Raw genomic sequence first — 24,550 nt, forward strand, 5'->3', positions numbered from 1 at the left:
TTTACATTAATCACATAAGCAGGAAAAAAAAATAAATAATTTTATTAAATAATATGTAAATTTTAATTGAAACTGATGTGTTATCTGTATTTAACTTAAAAAATACATGGTGATTTAATAAAATATAAACTTTCGTTCATTCTCGTATTTAAAGGACTTTTCACTGAGCTGTGTTTTAAATAATTCTAATTTTTATTAACCAATATTATTGGCTACAATTTTTTTTTGAAAAAAAAAGCTCACCTGGTAAATGGTGAGCTTTTTATACTCTTAACTTATTTTTTTAAAAAAATGAATTGCATTTTTCGTCCGTTACTGCCGAACTGAGAGAAAATCTACACATTTTTTGCGTTTTCAAGCCCCAATTCTTTCATAGAAATCTCACGCATTTCTACCTTTCTTATTTTTCCAGAAATGGTCATTGGGAATTCATCTACAAACTTCCAGTATTTCGGGACTTTATAGTGAGCAATTTTTCCTTTACAATACTCTATAAGCTCTTCTTCAGTAATTGTAAATCCTTTTCTCACTTTGATCCATGCCATTACTTCTTCTCCAAATTTTTCACTCGGAACCCCTATAATCTGGACATCGAGAATATGAGTATACGTGTATAGGAAATCTTCAATTTCTTTTGGTGATATATTTTCACCACCACGGATAATAAGATCTTTGATTCTTCCTGAAATCGTTATATATCCCTCTTTGTCCATTACAGCCATATCACCGGTATGCATCCATCGGGCATCATCCAGTACTTTTCTTGTGTTTTCAGGATCATTCCAATATTTTAGCATAACAGAGTACCCTCTGGTACAAAGTTCGCCATGTTCACCACGTTGAAGGATTCTGCCATTTTCATCAATGATTTTTATTTCGAGATGGTCCTGAACCGTTCCAACAGTGCTTACCTGTTTAGCTAAAGGAGTCCCTATTAAAGTTTGTGTTGATACAGGAGAGGTTTCTGTCATTCCATAACAAATACTCATTTCTTTAATATTCATCAGGCTTTCCACTTTTTTCATAATCTCAGGCGGGCAGACGGAACCTGCCATTACCCCGGTTCTTAAACTTGAAAAATCATAGGTGTCAAAATCTTTTACAGCCAGTTCAGCGATAAACATGGTAGGAACACCATATAAAGAAGTACATTTTTCATCCGACACAGCTTTTAAGGTAAGCTCCGGATCGAAACTATCATTAGGAATTACCATGCAGGCACCATGAGCTGTACAACATATATTTCCGATGACCATACCAAAGCAGTGATAAAAAGGAACCGGAATACAAACACGGTCTTTTTCAGTATATTTTAATCTTATTCCAATAAAGTAACCATTGTTTAAAATATTATGATGGGAAAGGGTGACTCCCTTTGGAAAACCTGTAGTTCCCGAGGTATATTGAATATTGACCGGATCGTCAAACTGCACGTGTTCTTCAAAACTGTGAAGTACTTCATCGGAAATATCCTGTCCGTTGTTTACAAAATCTTCCCAGGTGTCATCAAAGAAAATTTCATGCTCGAGAGCAGGACATACTTCTTTAGCATATTCTATCATTTCTTTGTAATTACTTGTTTTGAAATGTAATGCAGAAAAAATAAAACGTATCTCGGACTGGTTGAGTACATAGGTCAGCTCATGGGTACGGTAAGCAGGGTTGATATTGACTAAAATTGTTCCTATTCTGGCTGTGGCATACTGTAAAAGCACCCATTCATAACGGTTGGAAGACCATATTCCGATTCGGTCACCAGCCTTGGCCCCCAGGAATAGTAATGCTTTTGCAACCGCAGTTGTCTGATTGTAAAATTCCTGGTAAGTTGCTCTGTAATCCTGATGAACACAAACTAACGCTTCCTGATGAGGGTGTTTTTCAACTGTACTTTTAAGATTAGCTCCGATGGTCTGTCCTAATAATGGAACCCCGGATGCTCCATAGACATAAGATAAAGGCATAGTTTAAGATTTGGTTGGATAAAAATAATGAATAAATCCTGAACTATAACCTGTGGATACTAATTTTCCTGAGAATCTATTTCTTTAAGTTGTTTTAAATTTTTGTCAAGTTTTTTAATAATAGTACCGTATACCAATCTATAGTATACCCAGATCATAGACACGGCAAGTAGAGTGCTCACAGTAATTCCAATAATAATAATCATCAGGTTAGAGTTGGTAGGTTGTACATTCTGAGAATCTACAATATAAAATATAAAAGCAACCAGGATAAAGGTAAAGATGATCAGTAATACAATGCTGATCAGAATAAAAGCATTAACTGTAGTTTTGAATTTAATAATTCTGGTAATAAGAGCTTTTAGATTCTCTTCAATTTTTATTTTACGGTAATTCTGATAAAATTTTAGTACAAAATAGGCTGTAATCAGCAAACTTAAAATTTTGATCGCCAGATAAACGTGACCGAAATTGTTTTCAATTTCAGGAGCCTCTTGTGCACCAAGCCTTTCAAGAACTTTACGGAAACTTTCTGATTCTTCTTCCTGGAAAAAATAGAACAATCCCAGCACTGAAAAGAACAGGAATTCTACCACGCTGATCCAGAAAATATACTTTACATAATTGCGTGACTTCCGATTCAACATCTGAAGGATCTCGCTATTGTCGTATTTTGGCTGAACAGGCTGTTCCTGCCATGTTTTTTTGAAACTATCTAAATCAAATTCAGGCATATTTTTCCATCTGTTCTTTAAGGGTTTTCTTTAATCTGTTCATTTTCACACGGGCATTGACTTCAGTGATTCCGAGGTTTTCTGCAATATCCTTGTAAGGCAGATCGTCAAGATACATCATGACAATAGCTCTTTCCACATTAGGAAGAGTCTTGATTACAGTATACAAAAGCGAAATTTGTTGTTGTTTTTCATCATCATCTTCCACAAAATCTTTATGGTTGATATCCAGTTCATTGGTGGGTAAACTTTTGCTTTTTTTTCTAAAAAGAGTAATGGCTGTATTAAGGGCTACACGATACATCCAGGTGGAGATTTTAGAATTCCCTTTGAAAGAATCGTAACTTCTCCAAAGTTGTAGCACAATTTCCTGGAAAAGATCCTCTTCATCTTCAAGAGAATTAGTATATAAGCGAGATACCTTAATAATCAAACCCTGATTATCTTTGATAAGTTGCGCAAATTCTTTTTCTCTGGAATCCATAGATGTATAATGCCACGAAGATAATAATAATGTGGTAATTAGTGAAAATTATAATTTAAAAAAATGAAAGAACGAAAAGATAAAACTGTAAAATGGAAAAGAGTATTATAATAAAAAAGTACATGAAGGTAAATCAGAAAGTAATTTTTTTACTTTCTCCCATTCTTCTGCTTTTACTTTTTCTGTTATCCCAGTCATTTGTCTTTTTACCACGAAATTTGCGTATCTTTGCAGCCGCGAGAAAATCGGCTTGTTGATTTCCCGTTTTCGGGAGGTAGGAAAGTCCGGACACCATAGAGTAGCAAAGCGGATAACATCCGTCACCCGTGAGGGTAGGACAAGTGCAACAGAAAGCAGGTACAGTTCGGCTGTAGTGAAACCAGGTAAACTCTTTGCGGTGCAATGGTAAGTATATCGGTTCTTTTCAGCAATGAAAATAGGGGTGACTCGTCCTGAAAGCCGAGGGGTAATCAGCTCAAGTTTTGCAGCAATGTAAAACGCAGATAAATAACAGGCACTTCTTCGGAAGTACAAAATCCGGCTTATAGATTTTCTCGTGATTTTTATTGAGCTTAATCAACTTCAAAAATAATGCGGAGAATGTTCTCCGCATATTTTTTTAATTTTCATAGACTGTTAATGCTATGTAATCAGCATACTGAACCCATTCAGCATGGATGTTTGGCATATTTTGTCCATATACAATGGTGTTGCTGGACGGACTTAGAACAGGATCTCCCATTCTAAATTGATCGATAACATTTCCCTGGTTATCTACTGTGAAGAAGTCGTAGTAAGCCCATTTCACAATGTTCATGACATTTGAAATAATAGGATGAGTATAAGGATAGGTCATGGATGTCTGTGGAGAACTTACAACGGTCCATTGATAGACCGGTACTATGGCATTTCCGGATGTATTAAGTGAATCAAATTTGGTGTCTGTATGAGGAGGAACGGTATATAAACCAGAGGGGCTGGTAGACACAGGAATAACAAAAGGGTAATAGGGAGGGTTAGGGTTACCTGCTCCCAGTCTTCCCTGAATGGTGTATGATGTTTTGTTGATAATGGCAAGGACGTTATTTTGATTTTGCGAGAAACAAAATACACCCAAAAATAACAAGGTGAGTACTATTATTTTTTTCATAATTATGATAGATTAAAAAGATTGGGTTTTAAAGGACCGGGTATTTTCTAATTGCCCGCTTTCATTGTTCTGTATATTTCTTCCTTCTTTTTTAAATTAATATCAAGTGCCCAGGCAATAATTTTATTTTTATCTCCTCCAGTTTTTCTATTCATTTCCACTTCTGAAACCCCGGTGGAAATAATCAAAGCCTTCGAAGCCGGAATGATAATTTCCTTTCTTCTATCACTCAATTCCACAGAATTCCTTCTTTTTTCTTCTTCCGTAGCCTGGTTTTTAGGCTCTCCCAGACTTTTAAACGCTCTGTCAAAGGTTTCCATTTCCGGGGTTTTCATACTTTCTGCCGTATTGATGACAGACTGCTCATTGCTGCAGGATACTAAACCTGTAAGAATAAAAGCTGATAACAATAAGTGTTTTTTCATGATTAAATTTTTATTGTTCATTAATAAATCTGAAGATAAGTAATGGAAGTACCTCCACTGGTGATCGTAAATATATTGGTGTAGTTGGCACCATTGGGAGTGGTATAATCAACTGGTGAATTGTAACAAGGATTTCCCGCTACAGCAATATTAACACTGAAATTAGGAACGTTGTTATGAGTACCCGGATACACCATCCCGAATTTAGCTAATCCCCATTTTGTGTTTGTTGAATATGTTCCGCCAGGAGCTAGTTGAAAGTCGTTCCATGGCTTGTTGTTTGTAACATTTGGTGAATCTGATACAGTCCACATTGCCTGTGGATATAGAGATGATGTAAATTGATCTCTGTAATTGTCGTATTGAAGTTGATTTCCGTTTCCGGTATGGGAGTTTGCAGGTACGGTAATAGGATCAATGTTTGAAACCCTTGGGTAGCACGGTGCAGACATATTAAAAGCAAGTACATGACCATAGAAATCATACGCCGAATAATTATTGATAATAAGGGTTCCTTGTGCATGTGCAGCAGTCATGGCAACAAGGCTTAATAATGTTATAATTTTTTTCATGGTGTTATTTTTCAGATTTGATGTTTTTACGGATTTCTTCACTTTTTTTCATGTAGATCTGACTGGCCCAAATGATTGTAGCACTCATATCTCCACCGGTTTTACGCAATAGTTCTGTTTCCGTAACTCCTGTAGAAAGTATCAGTTCTTTTGATGCAGGGAGAAGAAGTGCTTTTCCTCTGTCACTTAGTTCTGGATTCTTTTTTTCTTCTTCGGTAGGTCTGTTTTCAGGATTACCAAGACTTTTGAAAGCCTTGTCAAAGTTTTCCATTTGCGGAGTTTTCATACCCTCCACCGTATTTACCACATTACTCTCATTGTTGCAGGACATGAAAGTGAAAAAAGCAAATACAGCTAATACTAACTGTTTTTTCATGGTTAAAGTTTTAATGATTATAGTGAAAATCACTTGTGATAAATATATAAAAAAATATCGTAAATAAATAAATTATTCACGATATTGAGTTTTAAAGTTAAAAATATTTTTAATTATTGAATTATGTATGAATATATTACATATCTATTTTATTCACTTTCAAGAGTTTTTTTAGCATCCATAAGTCCCTGTTTTTCTTTGTCAGAAAGAGTGGGATACTTAAGGTTCATTTTTTCTAATGTATCAATGATAATTTGAACAGCGGCAACTCGTGCAAACCATTTATTGTCGGCCGGAAGCACATACCATGGGGCGTGATTCTTTGAAGTTTCATTGATTGCTGTTTCATAAGCTTCCATGTATTGGTCGAATAATGCTCTTTCAGGAAGATCACCTGTAGAAAATTTCCAGTTTTTGTCCGGTTCATTGATTCTGTCCAAAAGTCTTTTCTTTTGCTCATCTTTAGATACATTCAGAAATATCTTGATAACAGTAGTACCGTTTTGTGCAAGATGTTTTTCAAAATTTCGAATGCTCTCATATCTGTTCTCCCAGAATTGAGTATCAAAATCTTTTACCGAAGACCAGGTTTTTTCACTTAAATTATATTCAGGGTGAACCTTACAAACCAAAACATTCTCATAATGGGAACGGTTGAAGATTCCTATCATTCCTTTTTGAGGCAGTGCCAGATAATGCCTCCATAAAAAATCATGAGCATATTCCTTTGAACTGGGAGTTTTAAAGCTGGTAACATTACAGCCCTGAGGATTAACTCCTCCAAAAACATGTTCAATCATACTGTCTTTTCCAGCTGCATCCATTGCCTGAAGCACTACTAAAAGAGACTGGCTTCCATCTGCATAAAGCCTTTCCTGTAATTCACGAAGTTTTTCTTTTTCTTTAATTAATAATTCAGCACCTTCCTCTTTGGTGAGCTTTCCTTTGTAGGAGGTTGATGCTTTTTTAATTGAAAATTTTCCATCTACTAGAAAATCATTTGTGAAATTGGTATCCATATGTTTTTTAATTAAAAGATTAAGAAGTTGGATAAGGATCAAAGACCTTTATCCTCTACTGATATTATAAATGTAATAAAAAAAAACCGCCTCTGGAGAGACGGTTTCTTTATTTTTTGAGTAAAGCTTACTTTGCAGCAGCTTTCTTAGCTATTTTTGCTGCTTTTTTCTCAGCTTTTGCAGCTTCTTTCTGCTCAGCAGGAGTTAATACTTTAGCTTCAGGAGCATTAGCATCTACATTACCTTTAATGTAAATTACGCTTCTGCTGTTGGCAGGATCGTTAGAGAATACTTCAATCATTTTATTGAAGCCTCCGTTAAGAGCTGTATTGTATCCAACTTTGATCTTAGCAGATTTTCCCGGCATGATCGGATCTTGGCTGAATTCCGGTGTAGTACATCCACAAGAAGGTTTTACATTTGAGATGATCAAAGGCTTATCACCTGTGTTTGTTACTGTAAAGAATCTTGTACCGTCAGAACTAGGCTTGATAGTACCATAGTCAAAAGTAGTTTTATCAAACGTAATAGTTTGTGCAGAGGCTAGAGCAAATGTTCCGAATAATGCAATTCCTGCGATTAATTTCTTCATATTCTTGAATGTTAATATGTTTGTTAGATAAATTTTGTGAAACAAAGTTAAAAATTATTTTAATTCATGCTTAAAAATTTTTTTCTTTAGACTATTTTTGCAAATTGTAAGCCAAAGAAATAGAATTTATGCAGATTTCAGAAAAGTATAATCCACAGGAAACAGAACAAAAATGGTACAATTACTGGTTGGAAAACAAGTATTTCCATTCAGAGCCTAATGATAAACCACCATATACTGTGGTAATTCCTCCGCCAAACGTTACGGGGATTTTACACATGGGGCATATGTTGAATAATACCATTCAGGATGTACTGGTCCGTCGTGCAAGAATGCGAGGATTTAATGCCTGTTGGGTTCCGGGAACAGATCACGCTTCAATTGCTACTGAAGCTAAAGTTGTTGCTAAATTGAAGTCTGAGGGGATTAATAAGTCAGATATTACCCGGGAGGAGTTTTTAAAACATGCGTGGGAGTGGACCCATAAGTACGGAGGAACTATCCTGGAGCAGCTAAAAAAATTAGGGTGTTCTTGTGATTGGGACAGAACCCGTTTCACTATGGAAGATAATCTTTCAAAACAAGTGATCATTAGCTTTGTAGATCTATATAATAAAGGGAAAATCTACAGAGGATACAGAATGGTTAACTGGGATCCTGAAGCAAAGACCAATATTTCAGATGAAGAGGTAATATTTAAAGAGCAGAACGGAAAACTATATTTCTTAAAATATAAAATTGAAGGTTCAGAAGAATTCCTTTCAGTTGCTACAACACGTCCGGAAACTATTTTTGGAGATACTGCTGTTTGTATCAATCCGAATGATGAGAGATATGCTCATCTGAAAGGTAAGAATGTGATTGTTCCGATCGTCAACAGAGTTGTTCCTATTATTGAAGACGAATATGTAGATATTGAATTTGGAACCGGTGCATTGAAAATTACTCCGGCTCATGATGTCAATGACTACGAAATCGGTCAGAAACATCAGCTGAAAATGATTGATGCATTAGATGATGATGGAAACTTAAATGAGCACGGACTTCATTATGCAGGAAAAAACAGATTTGATGTAAGAAAACAAATCGCTAAAGAATTAGAAGAAAAAGATCTTTTGTTAAAAGCAGAGGACTATGTCAATAAAGTAGGAACTTCAGAAAGAACCGGAGCGGTAATTGAACCTAAAATTTCAGTTCAATGGTTCCTTAAAATGTCTGAACTGGCTCAGCCTGCACTTGATGTGGTAATGGATGATAAGGTGAAATTCTATCCTGAGAAGTTTAAAAATACCTACAAACACTGGATGGAAAATATCCGCGACTGGAATATTTCCCGTCAGTTATGGTGGGGACAGCAAATTCCTGCGTTTTACTATGGAACCGGTGATGAAGATTTTGTAGTAGCAGAAAGTGCGGAAGAAGCTTTAGAACTGGCAAAACAGAAAACAGGAAATCAGGAGCTGACTGCTGAAAGCTTGAGACAGGACCAGGATACATTAGATACCTGGTTTTCAGCATGGTTGTGGCCAATGTCTGTTTTTGAAGGACTTTTAGACCCTGAGAATAAAGATATTAACTATTATTATCCTACTTCTGACCTTGTAACGGCACCGGATATTATTTTCTTCTGGGTGGCTAGAATGATCATGTCAGGATTAGAGTATAAAAAAGAAGTGCCGTTCAAAAATGTTTACTTTACAGGTATTGTAAGAGATAAGCAAAGAAGAAAGATGTCAAAATCTTTAGGAAATTCTCCTGATCCGATTGAATTAATGGAAAAATATGGTGCTGATGGGGTTCGTGTAGGAATTTTATTGAGTTCTGCAGCAGGAAACGATCTTCTTTTTGATGAAGAACTGATGCTTCAGGGAAGAAACTTCATGACGAAAATCTGGAGCGCTTTCCGTTTGATCAACATGTGGAATCATGAGGATAAACCAGCTATTGATACCGATAATCAGGCTATTGAATGGTTTGAGAATAAATTGAATAAAACGATTGTTGAAATCAACGATCAGTTTGAGAAGTTCAGAATTTCTGATGCTCTTCATTTGATCTACAAATTAATTTGGGATGATTTTTGCGGGTGGTATCTTGAAGCCATTAAACCCAATTATGGAGAAGGTATTTCTAAAGAAGTGTATACTAAAACAATATACTTCTTTGAAGAGCTGATGAAGCTGCTTCATCCGTTCATGCCTTTCCAATCAGAGGAGATCTGGCAATTGATTTCAGAAAGAAATATTGATGAGGCTCTTGTAATTGCTCAGCAAAAGAATGCTGATCATTTTAATGAAGATGTCATTAAAAACTTTGAGATCACAGCTGAATTAATTTCGGGAGTTAGAAATTACCGTCAGACAAAAGGAATCTCACCAAGAGAAGCCGTTGAAGTATATACGAATGCAGTTGAATTTGCTAATGAGGCAGTGGTAAGGAAATTGGCTAATGTTGCTGAAATTCATTTCGGACAAAAAACAGATAAGCCTAGTTTTACATTCCTGGTAGGGGCGACAGAAGTTTCGATTCCTTTGAGCGAGAACTTAGATTTAGGAGAAGAAAAAATTAAAACTGAAGAAGAATTAAAATACCTGAAAGGATTTTTGATTTCAGTTGATAAAAAGCTTTCCAACGAAAAATTTGTTGCCAATGCAAAACCTGAAGTTGTTGAGGTGGAGCGTAAGAAACAAAAAGATGCTCTTGACAAAATTGCGATTTTGGAAGAGAAGCTGAAAAGTTTGTAAATTTAAAATATCGACAAATTCGTTTGTCAGAATCTCAGGCTGGGTACAGATGAAAACTTGTGCCCAGCCTGATGGTTTAAAGAAAAAGAAAATATGACACATATAGAAAACATACAAAAGCTATTTTCAAAAGACTTTGTAGAAAGTCCTTTGCTGGAAAGTTTTGAAGTAGGGAAGATCTATCTTTCCAGTGGAAAATTGGTTGCCTGTGATCCTCTGATCACAAATGAGATGCTTCCTTTTTCTACAGAATTTCCGAAAGGAGATTTTTCTGTAATGTTACACAAAGAAAGAGAAAGTAATTGCGTAGCTTACGCGGAAATTATTTTTAGTAATTCAGAAATTAAAAGTTGGAAACTGGCAACCACTGCCGGACAAAATATAAAGGATCTTGCAGAAGGTGAAGTTTTTGGTTATCCTGTGGAAAGCGGAATGGGCTGCTTCATGGATGTAGATACTCAAAAAAGCCTCAATGAGCTTGAGCAAAGGTTATATGAAAATAAAGGAGGTGATTTTATGGGGATTTATGAAGAATTTTTCCATGAACATTTCTTTGATGAAAACGGGGCTATTGACCAATACGCATTTTTAAAGCCATCAGAAACAGAGCCCGGAACTATATTAGGTTTTGAGACCGGTTATGGGGAAGGTTTTTATGCAAGTTATATTGCCTATGATAAAGATCAATCACCTGTAAAGATAATAACTGAATTTATTGAAATAAGTTAAGTAAAATTATTTATTTTTGATACAGAATTTTTGTCTGTTATAAATTGTAAAACTAATAGTAAAAACACAATGAATTTCTCATCAGAACAACCCAAAATTATTGTTGTAGGAAGCTCTTCTATAGATCTTGTCCTGGAAACAGAAAAACTTCCTTTGCCTAATGAAACAGTTTTAGCCGTTAATTCGGATAGCTATTTTGGAGGAAAAGGAGCCAACCAGGCAGTGGGTACATCGAGGCTGGGGGCAAGTGTTTATTTTATAGGCTGTGTAGGCATGGATCCTCTGGGACAACAGATCATGAGGAATCTTGTGAGCGAAAATGTAAATGTTGGTTTTGTTCATGAAACAGATCAGGAAGCTACAGGAACAGCTTATGTAACAACTTGTAACGGGAATGCTGCAATTGTTGTCGTTCCGGCAGCTAATAAATATCTTAACAAGTCACACATAGATGAGGCAGATAAATATTTTCACAGTTCAGATCTTGTATTGGTTCAGCTTGAAGTATCGATGGAAGTGGTAGAATATGCAGTGCAAAAAGCCAAAAGATATGGTAAAAAAGTAGGTTTGTATGCCTCTCCGGCAATGAGGGTACGTGATGAGGTATTAGCAAGTGTAGATTTTATTGTAGCAAAAAGTAGTGAGTTATATATTATCTTCGGGGAAGAGAGAAGAGAAGAAGTCCTTACAAAATATTTCAATAAAGTTTTTGTAAGAGATGATACCAATTCCACTATTTATTTCGATGGTACGGAAATGAAGTATTATAGAAATGATAAAGACAAGACAGTCTATAAGATGGGAATGGGGGATGCTTTTACCTCAGGTTTTGCAATAGCATTATGTCATGGAAATACCATTGAAGACTGTGTGAAGTTTGGGAATGAAGTTTCATCTCGGGTTTCCGGAGGAAAAGGATCTCAGACAGGACTGCCCAGAATCTCAGATTTCCTTTCTTAAACTATTTACGGCATATCAAAAGTTTGAAACTTAACATAAAAATATATCCAAAATGTTCACTTTTATAGTGGACATTTTCTTTTATGACATGGAAAAACTAATACTTACCACAGAAGATCATGCATTATTAGCAGTTCACCTCTTTCGGCCGGAAAAAAGTAATGAGAAATTATTATTAATTAATTCGGCAACAGGGGTAAAACAACAGGTGTATTTCTCGTTCGCTCACTATTTTTCTGAACAAGGATTTACTGTTATTACCTACGACTACAGGGGGATTGGGCTTTCGAAACCCAAAGAGATGAAAGGATTTCATGGTTCTATGCGGATATGGGGATCAAAAGATTATAAAACAGTAACTCAGTATATCAAAACCGAATTTTCAGGCTATAGAAAGTATTGTTTGGGACATTCTGTAGGAGCATTGATTTTAGGAATGAATGAAGACTCTGAGATATTTGAAGAATTGATTTTTGTGGGTACACAAAATGCTTTTGTTGGAAATTTAAAGCTGAAAACCAAAATCGAAGCTTATCTTGGGTTTGGAATTGTACAACCACTAACTACTTCTTTGCTAGGCTATTTTCCTGCAAATTGGTTTGGGCTTGGAGAAAGTCTTCCAAAAAATTGTGCATATGACTGGAGAACCTTAATTTTAAACAAGAAATCAACCAACAGATTGTTGGAGAAAATTGATGATTATTCTAAAAACTTAACACAAAAGGTATTTGTAATCCGAGCCGAAGATGATGTATGGCTCACAGAAAAGGGAGTATTGAGTTTATTAAATAATACATATCCTAATCTTACACCCACCTACAGACTTGTGAAAACCTCCGAATCTGAAAAGAAAGAAATCGGACATGTTAATTTTTTTAGAAGCTACAATAGCAAACTTTGGGATATTATTTTAAATGAACTGATAGATAAATGAAAAGTACAATTGACAACACGGTAGAATTTGTAAAAGAAAAATTAGAAGGAGCAGAGGCCGGCCATGACTGGTTTCACATTGAAAGAGTCTGGAAGCTGTCCAAAAAAATTGCTGAAACCGAAAACTGTAATAAAGATGTGGTTGAATTATCTGCACTTCTCCACGATATTGCAGATCCTAAATTTCACAACGGGGATGAAACTATAGCACCCAAAATATCCAGAGAGTTTCTTACAAACCAGAATGTATCTGATGAAATCATTGACCAGGTTTTATTTGTGATTGAAAATATTTCATTTAAAAACAGAGATCAGGCTCCTGCAGACCCGCCTATTGAACTTCAGATTGTACAGGATGCAGACCGCATTGATGCCATTGGTGCTATTGGAATTGCCAGAACATTTAATTTTGGAGGATTTAAAAATAATCCAATGTATGATCCTGCTACCCAACCTGACTTGAAGATGTCTAAGGAACAATATAAGAAATCTAATGGGACCACCATCAATCATTTCTATGAAAAATTGTTGCTTCTTAAGAGCCTCATGAATACAGCGCATGGGAAAAAAATGGCGGAAGAAAGACATAACTATATGCTGAACTTCCTTGACCAGTTCTATAAAGAGTGGAATGTGGATTAATCTTCCCTCTCAATTCTGAAATCAGTATCTTTGCCCTATGGAATTTTTCATTGTTGTTATCTTTTGGACTTGTCTGCTTTCTCTGATTTTATATAAAATTAAATCAGGAAGGATAGCAAAATGGGCAAAATTGTTTCGAATCCTGACTGTTGTTTTTTCAATTTCATTTTTTGCGTACTGGTTTATCAAAAAAAGTGCTGTTGCATTTGTAGATAATTCTGTGGGGCTTCAAGTGGTAAACAAGCTTCCACAGGCACTGGACTTTTATCTGATCAACGTAAATAAAGTAGATAAAAATACAACACTTATCCCTAAGCATATTGGCAAAATACGTCCGGAGTATTACAGGATAGAATATCTGAAAATGGATAAATCTGATGAATACTGGATCGTAGGATACCTGGGAAAAAAGAACCTCGTATACTTTTCACAACATTCTGTTCCTAATAAGAATATTGATCAGATTGTAGAAGTACAGAATTACATCAATCAAAGTATGAAACTTTCTGATGCTGCCAAAAAGCAGGTAGAGGCATATAATTATGAAAATACAAAGTTGGGAATTTGGATTACCCTGGATTTTTTGCTTTTATTTCTTAATCTGGTATTGCTGCTCAGAAAGAATAATAAAAATATATAATAGATAAACACTGAATAAGACATGATCAAAATTATGTTTTATTCAGTGTTTACTGTTAGGGATAATCCAGAATCAGCATGATCTGCTCTTTGCAATCGTCAGGACAGCCTTTTACTAATTTGTCTTTATTTTGTTTGCTGATTTGTTTGGGCTCCAACCATTCAACTCTATTGGAATTGAGACTGTGGTTATCATAAATTCTTTTTATCGTACTATCTTCATAGAAAGTATATTCATCACCCAGCCAGTTACTGGAGATACTTATTCTGCAAATTTCCTTTTCCATATTATTTCTTTTAAATGTATATGTAATTAGTGAATTATTACATGTCTAATGTATGAAATTTTCAGATATGAAAAGGGTTTTATTGCTTTAAAATGAGTAGGTTAAAATAATGTTTTATTGTGAAAAATAATAAAATAATTAAGATAATTCCCTATTTTGGTTTAAAAAAGTGTGCCTGTACTTTCTGTAGCCATTTGTGGAATATGCAAATCGGTTTTCCATTCTTCATTTAATTTTTTGATGAAATAAGCGGATAGTAGAGGAGATGCTTTTTCAATATTCTGATGAACAAAAAAATAAAGATTTTGAAGACCTTCTTTTTTCCATTTGGTCAGGTGTTTCAGCCAATCATCCAGTCTTTCATAGTCGCTCTCTGCGTTAGCACCCACGTATCGAATGAATGCATTAGGAGTTGTAAGGCGCATATGGAGCATGTCTCTTCTCCCTGCTGTATCCACAATAATATTGGTTATATTATGGGTTTCAAAAAGCTCACAAGTAGTATTGAGGATCTCTTCATCAGTAAACCATTCAGTATTTCGAAGTTCGATAGCTAATGGAACTTCTTTGGGCCATTCTTTTACAAATTTTTCCAATCGGTCATAATCTTTTGGCTTAAAATTATCATGAAGCTGAAGGAAAGCCATTCCCAATTTTTCATCAAAATTGATAACTGCAGAGGCAAAATGCGTGACCGGATCTGTAACGTCAATTAATCTTCTGAAGTGAGAGACTGTGTTGGTGATTTTAGGAAAAAATTTAAAATTCTCAGGTGTTTTCTCTTTCCATGTTTTGACCTGATCAGGAGTTGGCATTCCGTAGAAAGTAGCGTTCAATTCAATAGAATTAAATTGGGTCGCATAATAGGTCAGTTCGTCTTTAGTGCCTTTTGGATAAAATCCTTTAAGGTCGGTTTTATTCCATTTTGCACATCCGATAGAGATGTTTTCAAGTCCTTTTTTATTAAGACTCAACATTTCTTTTGTTCTGGAGTGATCTTTTGGAAGAGTAAAATCTATTTTTGAAGGATCTTCTACTTGTCCGAATTTCATATCTGTAATTTTGGAGTGTTAAACAATAAACACAAAGATAAACGAAAAAAATCATAGAAAGTCCTATGATTTTCAGGAGCGGTCCGTGTAAATTATTCTTTTGATCAGATTTTTTTTGAAACTACCTTATGAGTTCTATTAAGTTTTTTTTAAGGAATTGTTAAACATCGTGTTACATAATGTTAATTGTATGTTACCACACTTCATATTTAGTAGATCTACTTTTACACCAAGTTTTACTAATAAAAAATATGAAGAAAAAATTGATCTGTGCTTTTGCTTTATTATCTTTTGGTTTTGCATTTTCACAGGAAACCAGCTCTAAAATTTTTGGAAGATTGAAAGGAGTTTCTTCTGAAGTAATAGTGAAGGTTATACATGTCCCTACCAATAGTACTTTTGAAACCAGGAGTAACAATAAAGGACAGTTTAGCCTGGATAACCTTCAGCCTGGCGGACCTTACACGATTGAAATTCTGGATGGATCACAGGTTATTTACGAAAATACCAATTTACAGCTTTCTCTAGGAAATAATGACTTACCGGTGGTAGATCTGGGAAGTAAAGAAAAGACCATTGATGAAGTGAAAATTACTTCTAAAAAGGCTGCTGTAAAGTATGGCGTAGGGATCAGCCAGGCACAGATTTCAGGACTTCCTAATATCAACAGAGGCATTCAGGATGTTACTAAATTGGTTCCTCAAAGTGCCAATAACTCTTTTAACGGAACCAATTTCCGTTATAATAATGTGACCATTGATGGCTCTATTAATAATGATGCTATCGGATTTAGTCCTTCATTGGGTGGGCAGACAGGAACTTCCGGAATGCCAGGAAGCAGTACACGTTCTAATTCGATAAGTCTGGATGCCATTCAGGATGTACAGGTGTATATTGCTCCTTATGATGTGAAACTGGGAAATTTTCTTGGAGGAAGTATCAATGCGGTAACCCGAAGTGGGAGTAATGATATTACCGGATCCATGTATGTATATGGAAGAAATGCAGCCATTACAGGGAATAACAGAGTCGGTGATAATTCAAAAATGCCAAAAGATTTCTCTGATTTTATTTATGGGGGGCGAGTAGGTTTACCTGTTGTGAGAGACAAGGTGTTTTTATTTACCAATCTGGAATATACTAAAAGAACAGACCCGGTTTTTTATAATGCCAATGATCCTAATGCTTTGGTAAATGAGGCTGTTGCACAACAAATTTCTGATTTTGTAAGAAATAAGTATGGTTTCAATACAGGAAGTTTTAATCAGTATAATAATTTCTCCGAAAGTGCTAAACTTTTTAATAAGTTAGATTGGAAAATCAATGATAAACATACACTATCTATTAAGAACAATACCGTATTTTCACAGGCATCTAATCTTGAAAGAGACGGAGCCAACTTCAGGTTTGCCAGTATGGATTTCGTTCAGAAAAATACAGCGTCTACTACTACACTTGAATTGAAAAGCCGTTTTAATGATAAGTGGAGTAATAGTTTTGTGGCAGGATATTCTTCTATTCATGATTACAGGGATCCTACCTCAGGAAACGCCATGTTCCCGCAGGTTGAAATAAGTTATAACGGAGGAACTATTCTGTTGGGTAATGATAGAGAGGCCACTGTTTTCAATATGAAGCAAAAGACTTTGGAAATCACAGATAACCTTACTTATAAAACAGGAAATCATACCTTCTTGTTGGGAACTCACAATGAATTTTACAACATCAATTATGGCTTTGTGAATGCATTGAACGGAAGGATCTCCTATAAATCTTTAAATGATTTTTACGCAGGTAATCCTGCCAGAATAAGAGGAACTTATCCTTTTAACGGGGATAGCAGACAAACACTTTTTGATAATCCTTATGCACAATACAATGTAAATCTTCTTTCATTATACTTACAGGATGAGATCAACTGGGGACGAGTAAGACTTTCACCGGGGGTCAGAGTAGATTATACCGATTTACCGAATAAACCGCAATTGAGTCCCTTAGTGAGCAGCTCTCCTCAGGACCCTAATTTTGGAAACACTTATACATATACTCCATTAAGCCAACTCACCAATACTTATCTTAACAAGCCCACTTTATCTCCGAGACTTGGATTTACCATTGACGTTACGGAAGACAGATCGATGGTATTAAGAGGAGGATCGGGCATTTTTGTAGGTAGAATACCATTTGCCTGGCTTGGATATGCCTATTATAATGATGGAGTCGGGTTCGGAAGTTATGATTACAATGCACCAACAGCGAGCCAGCTCGCTACGAACGGCGACCCGTTGATCAGTACCAACTTCCCTAAGTGGCAAAACTCTTCAAAAGTACAGGTAGATCTTATTGATAATAATTTTAAAATGCCAAGGGTATGGAGAAGCTCCCTTGCTTTTGATTATACTTTAAAAGGATATAAACTTACATTGGAAGGTATTTATACAAAAGTGTTGTATGACCTGAAATTTCAGCAGGTTAATAAGACAGATAATGTGACGTATTACAGCTATGATGTGAATCACGAGATGCCTATCTATACAACCAATATTAACAGTAATTTTTCTAATGCCTATCTTTTATCGAATACCAAAGAAGGATATCGTTATAACCTGACGGCACAGTTATCAAAATCATACAACTTCGGTTTTAATTTCTTTGTTGCCTATACCTATGGGGATGCTAAAGACATTACCAACGGAATCAGAAACTCTATGGAAAGTAACTGGCAGATGAACCAGTCTCTGACTCCCAATGATCCTCAGTTGACAACTTCCAATTTTGCCATTAAAAACAGAGTGGTAGCGAACCTTGGCTATGCTTTTACTATTTCTAAATCAAACAGATTGTATACCAACGTATACTTTAATGCACAGTCAGGAAATCCTTTCACCTGGGGATTTGTGAATAGTACTATTGCGAATACAGGACAGGCCGCGGGCCTTTCTTATATCTTTAAAGATGCAGCTGAGGCGGCTAAATATATTGTTCCAATAAAAGACGGTGCAGGCAATGTACTGGTAAGTGCTCAGCAGCAGATTGCTGATTATGAAAACTTCGTTAACAATAATGATTACTTAAAATCCAGAAGAGGGAAGTTTACCGAAAGAAACGGAGATGTTACCCCGTGGAATATTCAGGCGGATATCAGAATTATGGATGAATTCAGATTGAGCGAGAAATCTAAAAATACATTACAGATTTCTTTGAGCATCATCAATTTTACTAATTTATTAAATAAGGATTGGGGGAAAGTATATTTCGTACCCAATACATTCAACTCTACTGCAAGTGTAGGATTGACAAAAGTAGGAACCGTTGCCACAGGTCAGCCTTCAGCAGGAGACCCGACATATAATTTTAAAACGCCGGGGCTGCCTTATACTATCGATCAGTTTGCATCGAGGTTCCAGGCACAACTGGGGGTCAGATACAATTTTTAGATACTGTTTTATTTTACTTCAATACAATTCTTTTTTCAAGGTCCGGTCTTCTTCCGGGCCTTTTTATTATAATTGATGAAAGATATAAACGTTTTACTGTTCATGTAATCAAGGAAATCTATAAATTTTAAAAAACACGATATATTCAATAGAAATGGATTTTAGCCCGTTTGAAATAAATCCAATGACTTTAGCAAAAACTTATCTGTGTTGGGATAAGACGTGTATAGATTTGAAAAATGAAAAAAGCACACCTTTCGGCGTGCCTTTTAATAATATAGCGTGTTTATTACTTGAGTTTATGCTTCACAAGCAGAACATGTCACAAAGTTGACCATCATTTCTTTCGAAACAGAAGAACTTCTTTGGTAGTACAATGTTTTTACTCCTTTTTTCCAGGCTTCAATATAAAGATAGTTTACATCTTTTACAGGCATTGTAGAAGGAATCTGAAGATTCAATGATTGTGCCTGATCAATATATTGCTGTCTCTGTGCAGCCTGAGAAATAATCTCCATCGGAGAAATTTCTTTGAATGTTTTGAATACTGCTTTTTCTTCGTCTGTTAATTCAGATAAGTGTTGTACAGAACCATGGTTTAGCATGATCGTTCTCCATGTTTCCTCATTATCCAGTCCTTTTTCTTCTAACAATTTAGCAAGGTACTTATTTTTACGCATAAAGTTTCCTTTAGCTAAACCTGCTTTATAATAATTAGATGCAAAAGGCTCAATTCCAGGAGACGTTTGTCCTAAGATCGCAGAACTTGAAGTGGTAGGAGCGATGGCCATAGTCGTGGTGTTTCTCAATCCATATCCTTTCAGTAATTCCGGCTCACCATAAATGTTGGCAAGCTCTCTTGAAGCTTGTTCAGCCTGTTCTTTAATATGTCTGAAAGCTCTTGCATTGAATTGAGTGGCTTCAAAACTTTCAAACGGGATCATATTTTTCTGTAAGTAAGAATGGTATCCCAAAACTCCTAATCCAAGAGCTCTGTGACGCATGGCGAAGTTTCTTGCTCCCTGCAGATAATAATTTCCTTCAGTTTTTTCAATGAATTCCGATAAAACGGCATCTAAGAAATATACTGCCAGTTTTACAGCATCAGTATCCTTCCATTCATCATACAATTCAAGGTTCATGGATGATAAACAACAGATGAAAGATTCTTCTCTTGTGGAAGGAAGCATAATTTCAGAACAAAGATTACTTGCGTTAACAGTCATTCCCTGATCTTTATAAACCTGAGGTTTGTTTCTGTTTACATTATCTGTAAAGAAAATATATGGAAGACCTTTCTGCTGGCGGCTTTCTAAAACTCTTGCCCAAACTTTACGTTTCTCCATATCCCCATCAATCATATCCTGCATCCAGTAATCTGGTACACATACTCCTGTAAATAAATTCTGAATAGGGCTTCCGATATCTTTGATCGATAAAAATTCCTCAATATCTCCATGGTCGATGTCCAGGTAAGCTGCAAAAGCTCCTCTTCTTACTCCTCCCTGAGAAACTACATCCATTGCTGTATCAAACAATTTCATGAAAGAGACGGCTCCCGAAGATTTACCATTATCCGTTACAGCAGTACCTCTGTTACGAAGCTCTCCAAAATAACCTGAAGTTCCACCTCCAATTTTTGTCTGCATAATTACTTCACCCATTTTGTGAGTAATGCCTTCAATGCTGTCCGGAATATGAACGTTAAAACATGAGATGGGAAGTCCTCTCTGTGTTCCCATATTAGCCCATACCGGTGAAGAGAAACTGATCCACCCTTTGGTGATCATTTCCTTGAAAGCGGGTTGTAGTTCCGGTTTATATAATTTTTTTGCAGCCGCAGTAGTGATTCTGTCGATAGCTCCATCTACTGTTTCGCCTTTCAACAGATATCCTCTGTTCAACATTTGCTCAGACTCTTCGTTGAGCCACCATATATTTGAATTTTGTTCTTCCATAGATGTTATATTTTCGAATTCCGGAGTGAGACTATCACTCCGGAATTTTGTTTTTTTTATATTATTGATTGTAAAAATTCTACTTTGTGGGAACCATTCAATCCGCTTTCATCTCTTAACATTTGAAATTCTTTAAAAGAAGGTACATTCAAAACTTCATGTTGAACTTCTTCATTGATGTAGTTTGAATAATGTACAAAAGTAACACCATCCTCTTTTGCATACACTTTATATTCAAATGTAGATTGATCTAGCTTTTTAAAATCATCCAAAAACTTTTGAATATTAATTTTATTGGCTGGAACAAATTCCGGATTTACCGTGTAGGTTACAATTACATTGATCATCTTTTATTTTTGTGCTTGTTAAATATAATATGGGTTGTCATTTAGAATGACACAATACCTAACGGCCTTGACGCTCGCTTCGCTCGCGACTACTGCATTAAAACAAATCGTTTGCTGTAATACTTTTATCGTGTTTTGTATAATCCACAGGTCTTTTGGCAAAGAAATCATCCATAGAGTTGGCAAAAACTTCTTCTTCAAACCATTTCATAGGACGATACTGTTCAGGAGAAATATTATAACGGGTTTCCATATTGATTTTCTTTAAACTATCATCAACACGGTACTTCATGAAGTTCAGTAAGTCTTCTCTGGAGAAAACACTTAATTCTCCCAATTCAAAGATCCAGTCCAGAATTTCGCCTTCCAGTTCTATAGATTGATCTACCAGAGTATAAATATCTTCAATATCTGAATCTGTCAATAGATCAGGTTGTTCCTCACGAATTTTATTAATCAAATAAATTCCTGCATTAGCGTGAATTTGCTCATCTACGGAAGTCCATGCAATGATATTTGAAACATTCTTCATATATCCTTTGAATCTTGTGAAAGATAAAATAATGGCAAATTGTGAGAAGAGTGATACATTTTCAATTAAAATACTGAATAATAAAAGAGAAGAAACGTATTCTTTTGGTGTCGTAGAATTGGCATGTTTAAGGACATTTGACAAGAAATCAATTCTCTTTTTCACCGCAGGAATTTCTACTACCGTTGAAAATTCCTCATTATATCCTAAGACCTCCAATAAACGGGAATAAGCTTCAGAGTGACGGAATTCACATTCTGCAAAAGTAGCCCCCAAACCATTCAACTCGGGTTTCGGCATGTGATTATATAGGTTTCCCCAGAATGTCTTTACAGACACCTCGATCTGTGCAATGGCTAACAGCGCATTTTTCACAGCATGCTTCTCATGTGGTTCCAACTGCGAATGAAAATCTTGTACATCTGCAGTAAAGTCCACTTCCGAATGTACCCAGAACGATTTGTTGATTGCCTCTACAAATTGAAGAACCTCCGGGTATTCAAATGGCTTATAACTTACTCTCTTATCAAAAATTCCCATATTAAAATATCTTTATAATTAAATAATTCAGATCTCTGTGGATAACGTTCAGAAAAAGTATAACTTTTTGTTTTTGTGATGGTTGTGAATATACGTTATTCACATTTCAAGTTTGTGTTTCTGATCAGAATCTAAATACAAAGTTCGAAAAAAAGAACTGATTTTGAAAGAGGTAAATACTAATCGGTTGACTTTTAGTTGTAAAAGTTTTCCACATTTACATGAAACAGCCTCGAATAATAGCCTGAACAGCTATACAGAGGGTAAATAGATGGAAAACTTAAGTTACAGTTAAACAAAATTAAATAAACTGCTTTAAATAGAGGGGTGTGGTATTAAACAAAAAAATATTTGAATAAATTTTTATTCTTGTAACAATTTGAAAATATCATCTACTTATTGGGTATAAAACATAGATCACTTAATGTTAGTAATTCAGGATTTACATAAATCATACGATACAGGAAAAAGCAAACTTCATGTCCTTAAAGGGATTAATCTGAGCATTTCGGAAGGAGAGTTTGTTTCTATTATGGGAAGTTCAGGTTCGGGAAAATCTACTCTTCTTAATATTATTGGTATTCTTGATGAAAAAGATTCAGGGACCTATGAATTGGATGGAGTCCCGATAGAGCATTTGTCTGAAGTAAAAGCCGCAGAATACAGAAGTAGATTTCTGGGATTTATTTTTCAATCCTTTAATCTTATCAATTATAAAACTGCTTTGGAAAATGTTGCACTCCCTCTATATTATCAAAACGTACCAAGAAAAGAGCGGAATAAAAAAGCATTAGAATATCTGGAAAAGGTTGGTCTTGCGCAATGGGCAAATCACCTTCCCAGTGAGCTTTCAGGAGGGCAAAAGCAAAGAGTAGCAATTGCCAGAGCTTTGATTACGAATCCTAAAGTCGTACTGGCGGATGAACCAACCGGAGCATTGGATTCTAAAACCACTCATGATATTATGAAACTACTTCAGGATATTAATAATGAGGGAAAAACAATTATCGTGGTAACTCACGAGCCTGATGTAGCGGCGCAAACCAAAAGAAATGTAGTGCTGAAAGACGGTATCATTGAAAGTGATGAGTTTATTAAGCAGATTGTTTTATAAAGTGAATTTGAGAATTTGAAAATAATTTGAAAATTTAATGATGTCTTTTTGATCTTTAAATTTTTCAATCTTTTAATATCAACTAAAATGTTTGACCTAGATCGTTGGCAGGAAATATTCAGTTCTATCCGTAGTAATGTGCTTCGGACGGTACTATCGGGGTTTACCGTGGCTTTGGGATTGTTTATTTTTATTGTGCTTTTCGGAATTGGAAAAGGGCTTCAAAATGCATTTTCTGAAGGATTTGCGGGAGATGCCAAAAATCTGATTATTTTTTCCACAGGGAAGACCACCTTAGCTTATAAAGGCTTGCAGTCTGATCGAAATGTTACAATGAATAACTCAGACTATGACTTTTTAATTAATGCAGACAAGGAAAAAGCAGGACCTTCAAGTCCCAGATATAGTGCCAGTTTAATGGTAAAATATGGGAAAGAGAGTGGTCTTTATCAGATCAACGGAGCCGATCCCGGGGAGCAGGTTATTGAAAACAGAAAGGTTATTGATGGCCGCTATTTAACAGCTATGGACCTGGAAAGAAAATTAAATGTTGCAGTCATTGGAAGAATGGTTCAGCGCGATTTAATCAAAAATGGAAGCCCTGTTGGGAAAGAGCTGAATATTAATGGAACGATGTATAAGGTCATTGGAGTTTTTTCAGATGACGGAGGAGATAGAGATGAGAGACATATTACAGTTCCGATTACGACTTTGCAGCAGATGAAAAAAGGCTCAGATACGGTGAATATAGCCTATATTACATACAATGAAAAGCTGACTCCGGATCAGGCCATCAAATATGGTGATGAATTAAAAGATAAATTAAAAGCAAGAAAAAATGTTGCTCCTGACGATGAAAATGGAGTTCGTGTCTGGAATAATGCCAAAAATATGAACGATACCTTTACGTTTATGGCAGTTCTTACAGCGATTGTAGGATTCATTGGTCTGGGAACTTTACTGGCGGGGATTATCGGAATCAGTAATATCATGGTGTATATCGTAAAAGAAAGGACTAAAGAAATAGGGGTGAGAAAGGCGATTGGTGCCAAACCAGGAGGAATTGTTGCTTTGATTGTTCAGGAAAGTGTTGTGATCACCGTTGTTTCCGGACTTGTTGGAGTAGGAATTGGTGTTTTAACATTAAATCTTATTGGAGATAGCCTTGAAGAGTTCTTTATTAAAAGCCCAAGCGTAGGTTGGGGATCCATCCTGATGGCTTTTATTGCATTGATCTTTTCAGGACTGATTGCAGGGTTTATTCCGGCATACAGAGCTTCAAAAATTAAACCGATTGAAGCATTAAGAACGGAATAATAATCA

The 24,550-nt window shown here is 35.6% G+C and carries 23 protein-coding genes and 1 other RNA gene; 10 read left to right on the plus strand and 14 right to left on the minus strand.

Features of this window, described 5'->3' with window-relative positions; all coding sequences use genetic code 11:
- Positions 1 to 335 precede the first annotated feature (335 nt).
- Genes C1631_RS10225 through C1631_RS10235 form a run of 3 tightly spaced genes read right to left on the minus strand, consistent with a single transcriptional unit; the run spans position 336 to position 3,179 of the window.
- Positions 336 to 1,961, minus strand: coding sequence for an AMP-binding protein (locus tag C1631_RS10225; protein ID WP_109711979.1), 1,626 nt, complete (start codon positions 1,959 to 1,961; stop codon positions 336 to 338).
- A 59-nt stretch (positions 1,962 to 2,020) separates the two neighbouring features.
- Complete coding sequence (locus C1631_RS10230; RefSeq protein ID WP_103247303.1) at positions 2,021 to 2,695, minus strand: DUF8845 family protein; 675 nt, start codon at positions 2,693 to 2,695, stop codon at positions 2,021 to 2,023.
- Positions 2,688 to 3,179 carry an RNA polymerase sigma factor gene (locus C1631_RS10235; RefSeq protein WP_047098737.1) on the minus strand — a complete coding sequence of 164 codons (492 nt, stop codon included), beginning with the start codon at positions 3,177 to 3,179 and terminating at the stop codon, positions 2,688 to 2,690. The genes C1631_RS10230 and C1631_RS10235 overlap by 8 nt, the downstream gene beginning before the upstream one ends.
- 237 nt (positions 3,180 to 3,416) lie before the next feature.
- On the opposite strand from C1631_RS10235, the gene rnpB reads away from it, so the two are divergent.
- An RNA gene (gene rnpB, locus C1631_RS10240) (RNase P RNA component class A) lies at positions 3,417 to 3,740 on the plus strand.
- 58 nt (positions 3,741 to 3,798) lie between these two features.
- On the opposite strand, the gene C1631_RS10245 is transcribed toward rnpB, so the two are convergent.
- The 6 genes from C1631_RS10245 to C1631_RS10270 form a co-directional block, all read right to left on the minus strand.
- Positions 3,799 to 4,329: a hypothetical protein gene (locus tag C1631_RS10245; RefSeq protein ID WP_103247304.1), complete on the minus strand. Its 531-nt coding sequence runs from the start codon at positions 4,327 to 4,329 to the stop codon at positions 3,799 to 3,801.
- A 47-nt stretch (positions 4,330 to 4,376) separates the two neighbouring features.
- Positions 4,377 to 4,754 carry a hypothetical protein gene (locus tag C1631_RS10250; protein WP_123966644.1) on the minus strand — a complete coding sequence of 126 codons (378 nt, stop codon included), beginning with the start codon at positions 4,752 to 4,754 and terminating at the stop codon, positions 4,377 to 4,379.
- Between the two features lie 20 nt (positions 4,755 to 4,774).
- Complete coding sequence (locus tag C1631_RS10255) at positions 4,775 to 5,326, minus strand: hypothetical protein (RefSeq protein WP_123966646.1); 552 nt, start codon at positions 5,324 to 5,326, stop codon at positions 4,775 to 4,777.
- Between the two features lie 4 nt (positions 5,327 to 5,330).
- Positions 5,331 to 5,702 carry a hypothetical protein gene (locus C1631_RS10260; protein ID WP_109711980.1) on the minus strand — a complete coding sequence of 124 codons (372 nt, stop codon included), beginning with the start codon at positions 5,700 to 5,702 and terminating at the stop codon, positions 5,331 to 5,333.
- 149 nt (positions 5,703 to 5,851) lie between these two features.
- Complete coding sequence (locus C1631_RS10265) at positions 5,852 to 6,721, minus strand: polyphosphate kinase 2 family protein (protein ID WP_103250225.1); 870 nt, start codon at positions 6,719 to 6,721, stop codon at positions 5,852 to 5,854.
- A gap of 127 nt (positions 6,722 to 6,848) precedes the next feature.
- Positions 6,849 to 7,313 (minus strand): DUF1573 domain-containing protein, encoded by a 465-nt coding sequence (locus C1631_RS10270; protein WP_109711981.1) that lies wholly within the window; start codon positions 7,311 to 7,313, stop codon positions 6,849 to 6,851.
- Positions 7,314 to 7,441: 128 nt separating this feature from the next.
- On the opposite strand from C1631_RS10270, the gene C1631_RS10275 reads away from it, so the two are divergent.
- The 6 genes from C1631_RS10275 to C1631_RS10300 all read left to right on the plus strand — a co-directional run bounded on the left by C1631_RS10275 (position 7,442) and on the right by C1631_RS10300 (position 13,961).
- Positions 7,442 to 10,057 carry a valine--tRNA ligase gene (locus C1631_RS10275; protein WP_103249020.1) on the plus strand — a complete coding sequence of 872 codons (2,616 nt, stop codon included), beginning with the start codon at positions 7,442 to 7,444 and terminating at the stop codon, positions 10,055 to 10,057.
- A 93-nt stretch (positions 10,058 to 10,150) separates the two neighbouring features.
- The gene (locus C1631_RS10280) at positions 10,151 to 10,786 is read left to right on the plus strand and encodes a DUF4241 domain-containing protein (protein ID WP_103249019.1); all 636 of its coding nucleotides are present in this window, start codon (positions 10,151 to 10,153) and stop codon (positions 10,784 to 10,786) included.
- Between the two features lie 69 nt (positions 10,787 to 10,855).
- Complete coding sequence (locus C1631_RS10285) at positions 10,856 to 11,746, plus strand: ribokinase (RefSeq protein ID WP_109711983.1); 891 nt, start codon at positions 10,856 to 10,858, stop codon at positions 11,744 to 11,746.
- Positions 11,747 to 11,834: 88 nt separating this feature from the next.
- Complete coding sequence (locus C1631_RS10290; protein ID WP_103248136.1) at positions 11,835 to 12,680, plus strand: alpha/beta hydrolase family protein; 846 nt, start codon at positions 11,835 to 11,837, stop codon at positions 12,678 to 12,680.
- Complete coding sequence (locus tag C1631_RS10295) at positions 12,677 to 13,321, plus strand: HD domain-containing protein (RefSeq protein ID WP_103248135.1); 645 nt, start codon at positions 12,677 to 12,679, stop codon at positions 13,319 to 13,321. The genes C1631_RS10290 and C1631_RS10295 overlap by 4 nt, the downstream gene beginning before the upstream one ends.
- A 130-nt stretch (positions 13,322 to 13,451) precedes the next feature.
- A complete protein-coding gene (locus C1631_RS10300) occupies positions 13,452 to 13,961 on the plus strand; it encodes a hypothetical protein (RefSeq protein WP_228441157.1) in 510 nt (169 codons plus the stop codon).
- Positions 13,962 to 14,016: 55 nt separating this feature from the next.
- On the opposite strand, the gene C1631_RS10305 is transcribed toward C1631_RS10300, so the two are convergent.
- Entirely contained in the window at positions 14,017 to 14,247 is a 231-nt protein-coding gene (locus tag C1631_RS10305) for a hypothetical protein (RefSeq protein WP_103248133.1), read from the minus strand.
- 161 nt (positions 14,248 to 14,408) lie between these two features.
- On the minus strand, positions 14,409 to 15,299 hold the full coding sequence (locus C1631_RS10310; RefSeq protein WP_103248132.1) for a DUF72 domain-containing protein: 891 nt from the start codon (positions 15,297 to 15,299) through the stop codon (positions 14,409 to 14,411).
- Positions 15,300 to 15,550: 251 nt separating this feature from the next.
- Here C1631_RS10310 and C1631_RS10315 point away from each other — a divergent pair, with 251 nt between their 5' ends.
- A complete protein-coding gene (locus C1631_RS10315) occupies positions 15,551 to 18,736 on the plus strand; it encodes a TonB-dependent receptor (RefSeq protein ID WP_103248131.1) in 3,186 nt (1,061 codons plus the stop codon).
- A gap of 299 nt (positions 18,737 to 19,035) precedes the next feature.
- Here the strand turns inward: C1631_RS10315 and C1631_RS10320 are convergent, their stop codons facing one another.
- From C1631_RS10320 to C1631_RS10330, 3 genes are all read right to left on the minus strand, one after another.
- Positions 19,036 to 20,703 carry a ribonucleoside-diphosphate reductase subunit alpha gene (locus C1631_RS10320; RefSeq protein ID WP_262510208.1) on the minus strand — a complete coding sequence of 556 codons (1,668 nt, stop codon included), beginning with the start codon at positions 20,701 to 20,703 and terminating at the stop codon, positions 19,036 to 19,038.
- A gap of 47 nt (positions 20,704 to 20,750) precedes the next feature.
- The gene (locus tag C1631_RS10325; RefSeq protein WP_103248130.1) at positions 20,751 to 21,041 is read right to left on the minus strand and encodes a hypothetical protein; all 291 of its coding nucleotides are present in this window, start codon (positions 21,039 to 21,041) and stop codon (positions 20,751 to 20,753) included.
- 97 nt (positions 21,042 to 21,138) lie between these two features.
- The gene (locus C1631_RS10330) at positions 21,139 to 22,113 is read right to left on the minus strand and encodes a ribonucleotide-diphosphate reductase subunit beta (RefSeq protein ID WP_109711987.1); all 975 of its coding nucleotides are present in this window, start codon (positions 22,111 to 22,113) and stop codon (positions 21,139 to 21,141) included.
- Positions 22,114 to 22,537: 424 nt separating this feature from the next.
- Between C1631_RS10330 and C1631_RS10335 the strand changes: the two genes are divergently transcribed.
- Positions 22,538 to 23,227 carry an ABC transporter ATP-binding protein gene (locus C1631_RS10335; RefSeq protein WP_103249131.1) on the plus strand — a complete coding sequence of 230 codons (690 nt, stop codon included), beginning with the start codon at positions 22,538 to 22,540 and terminating at the stop codon, positions 23,225 to 23,227.
- 87 nt (positions 23,228 to 23,314) lie between these two features.
- Positions 23,315 to 24,544, plus strand: coding sequence for an ABC transporter permease (locus tag C1631_RS10340; RefSeq protein WP_109711989.1), 1,230 nt, complete (start codon positions 23,315 to 23,317; stop codon positions 24,542 to 24,544).
- Positions 24,545 to 24,550 lie beyond the last annotated feature (6 nt).

The organism is Chryseobacterium phosphatilyticum, assembly GCF_002899825.2.
In the GTDB taxonomy this organism is placed as follows: Bacteria; Bacteroidota; Bacteroidia; order Flavobacteriales; family Weeksellaceae; genus Chryseobacterium; species Chryseobacterium phosphatilyticum.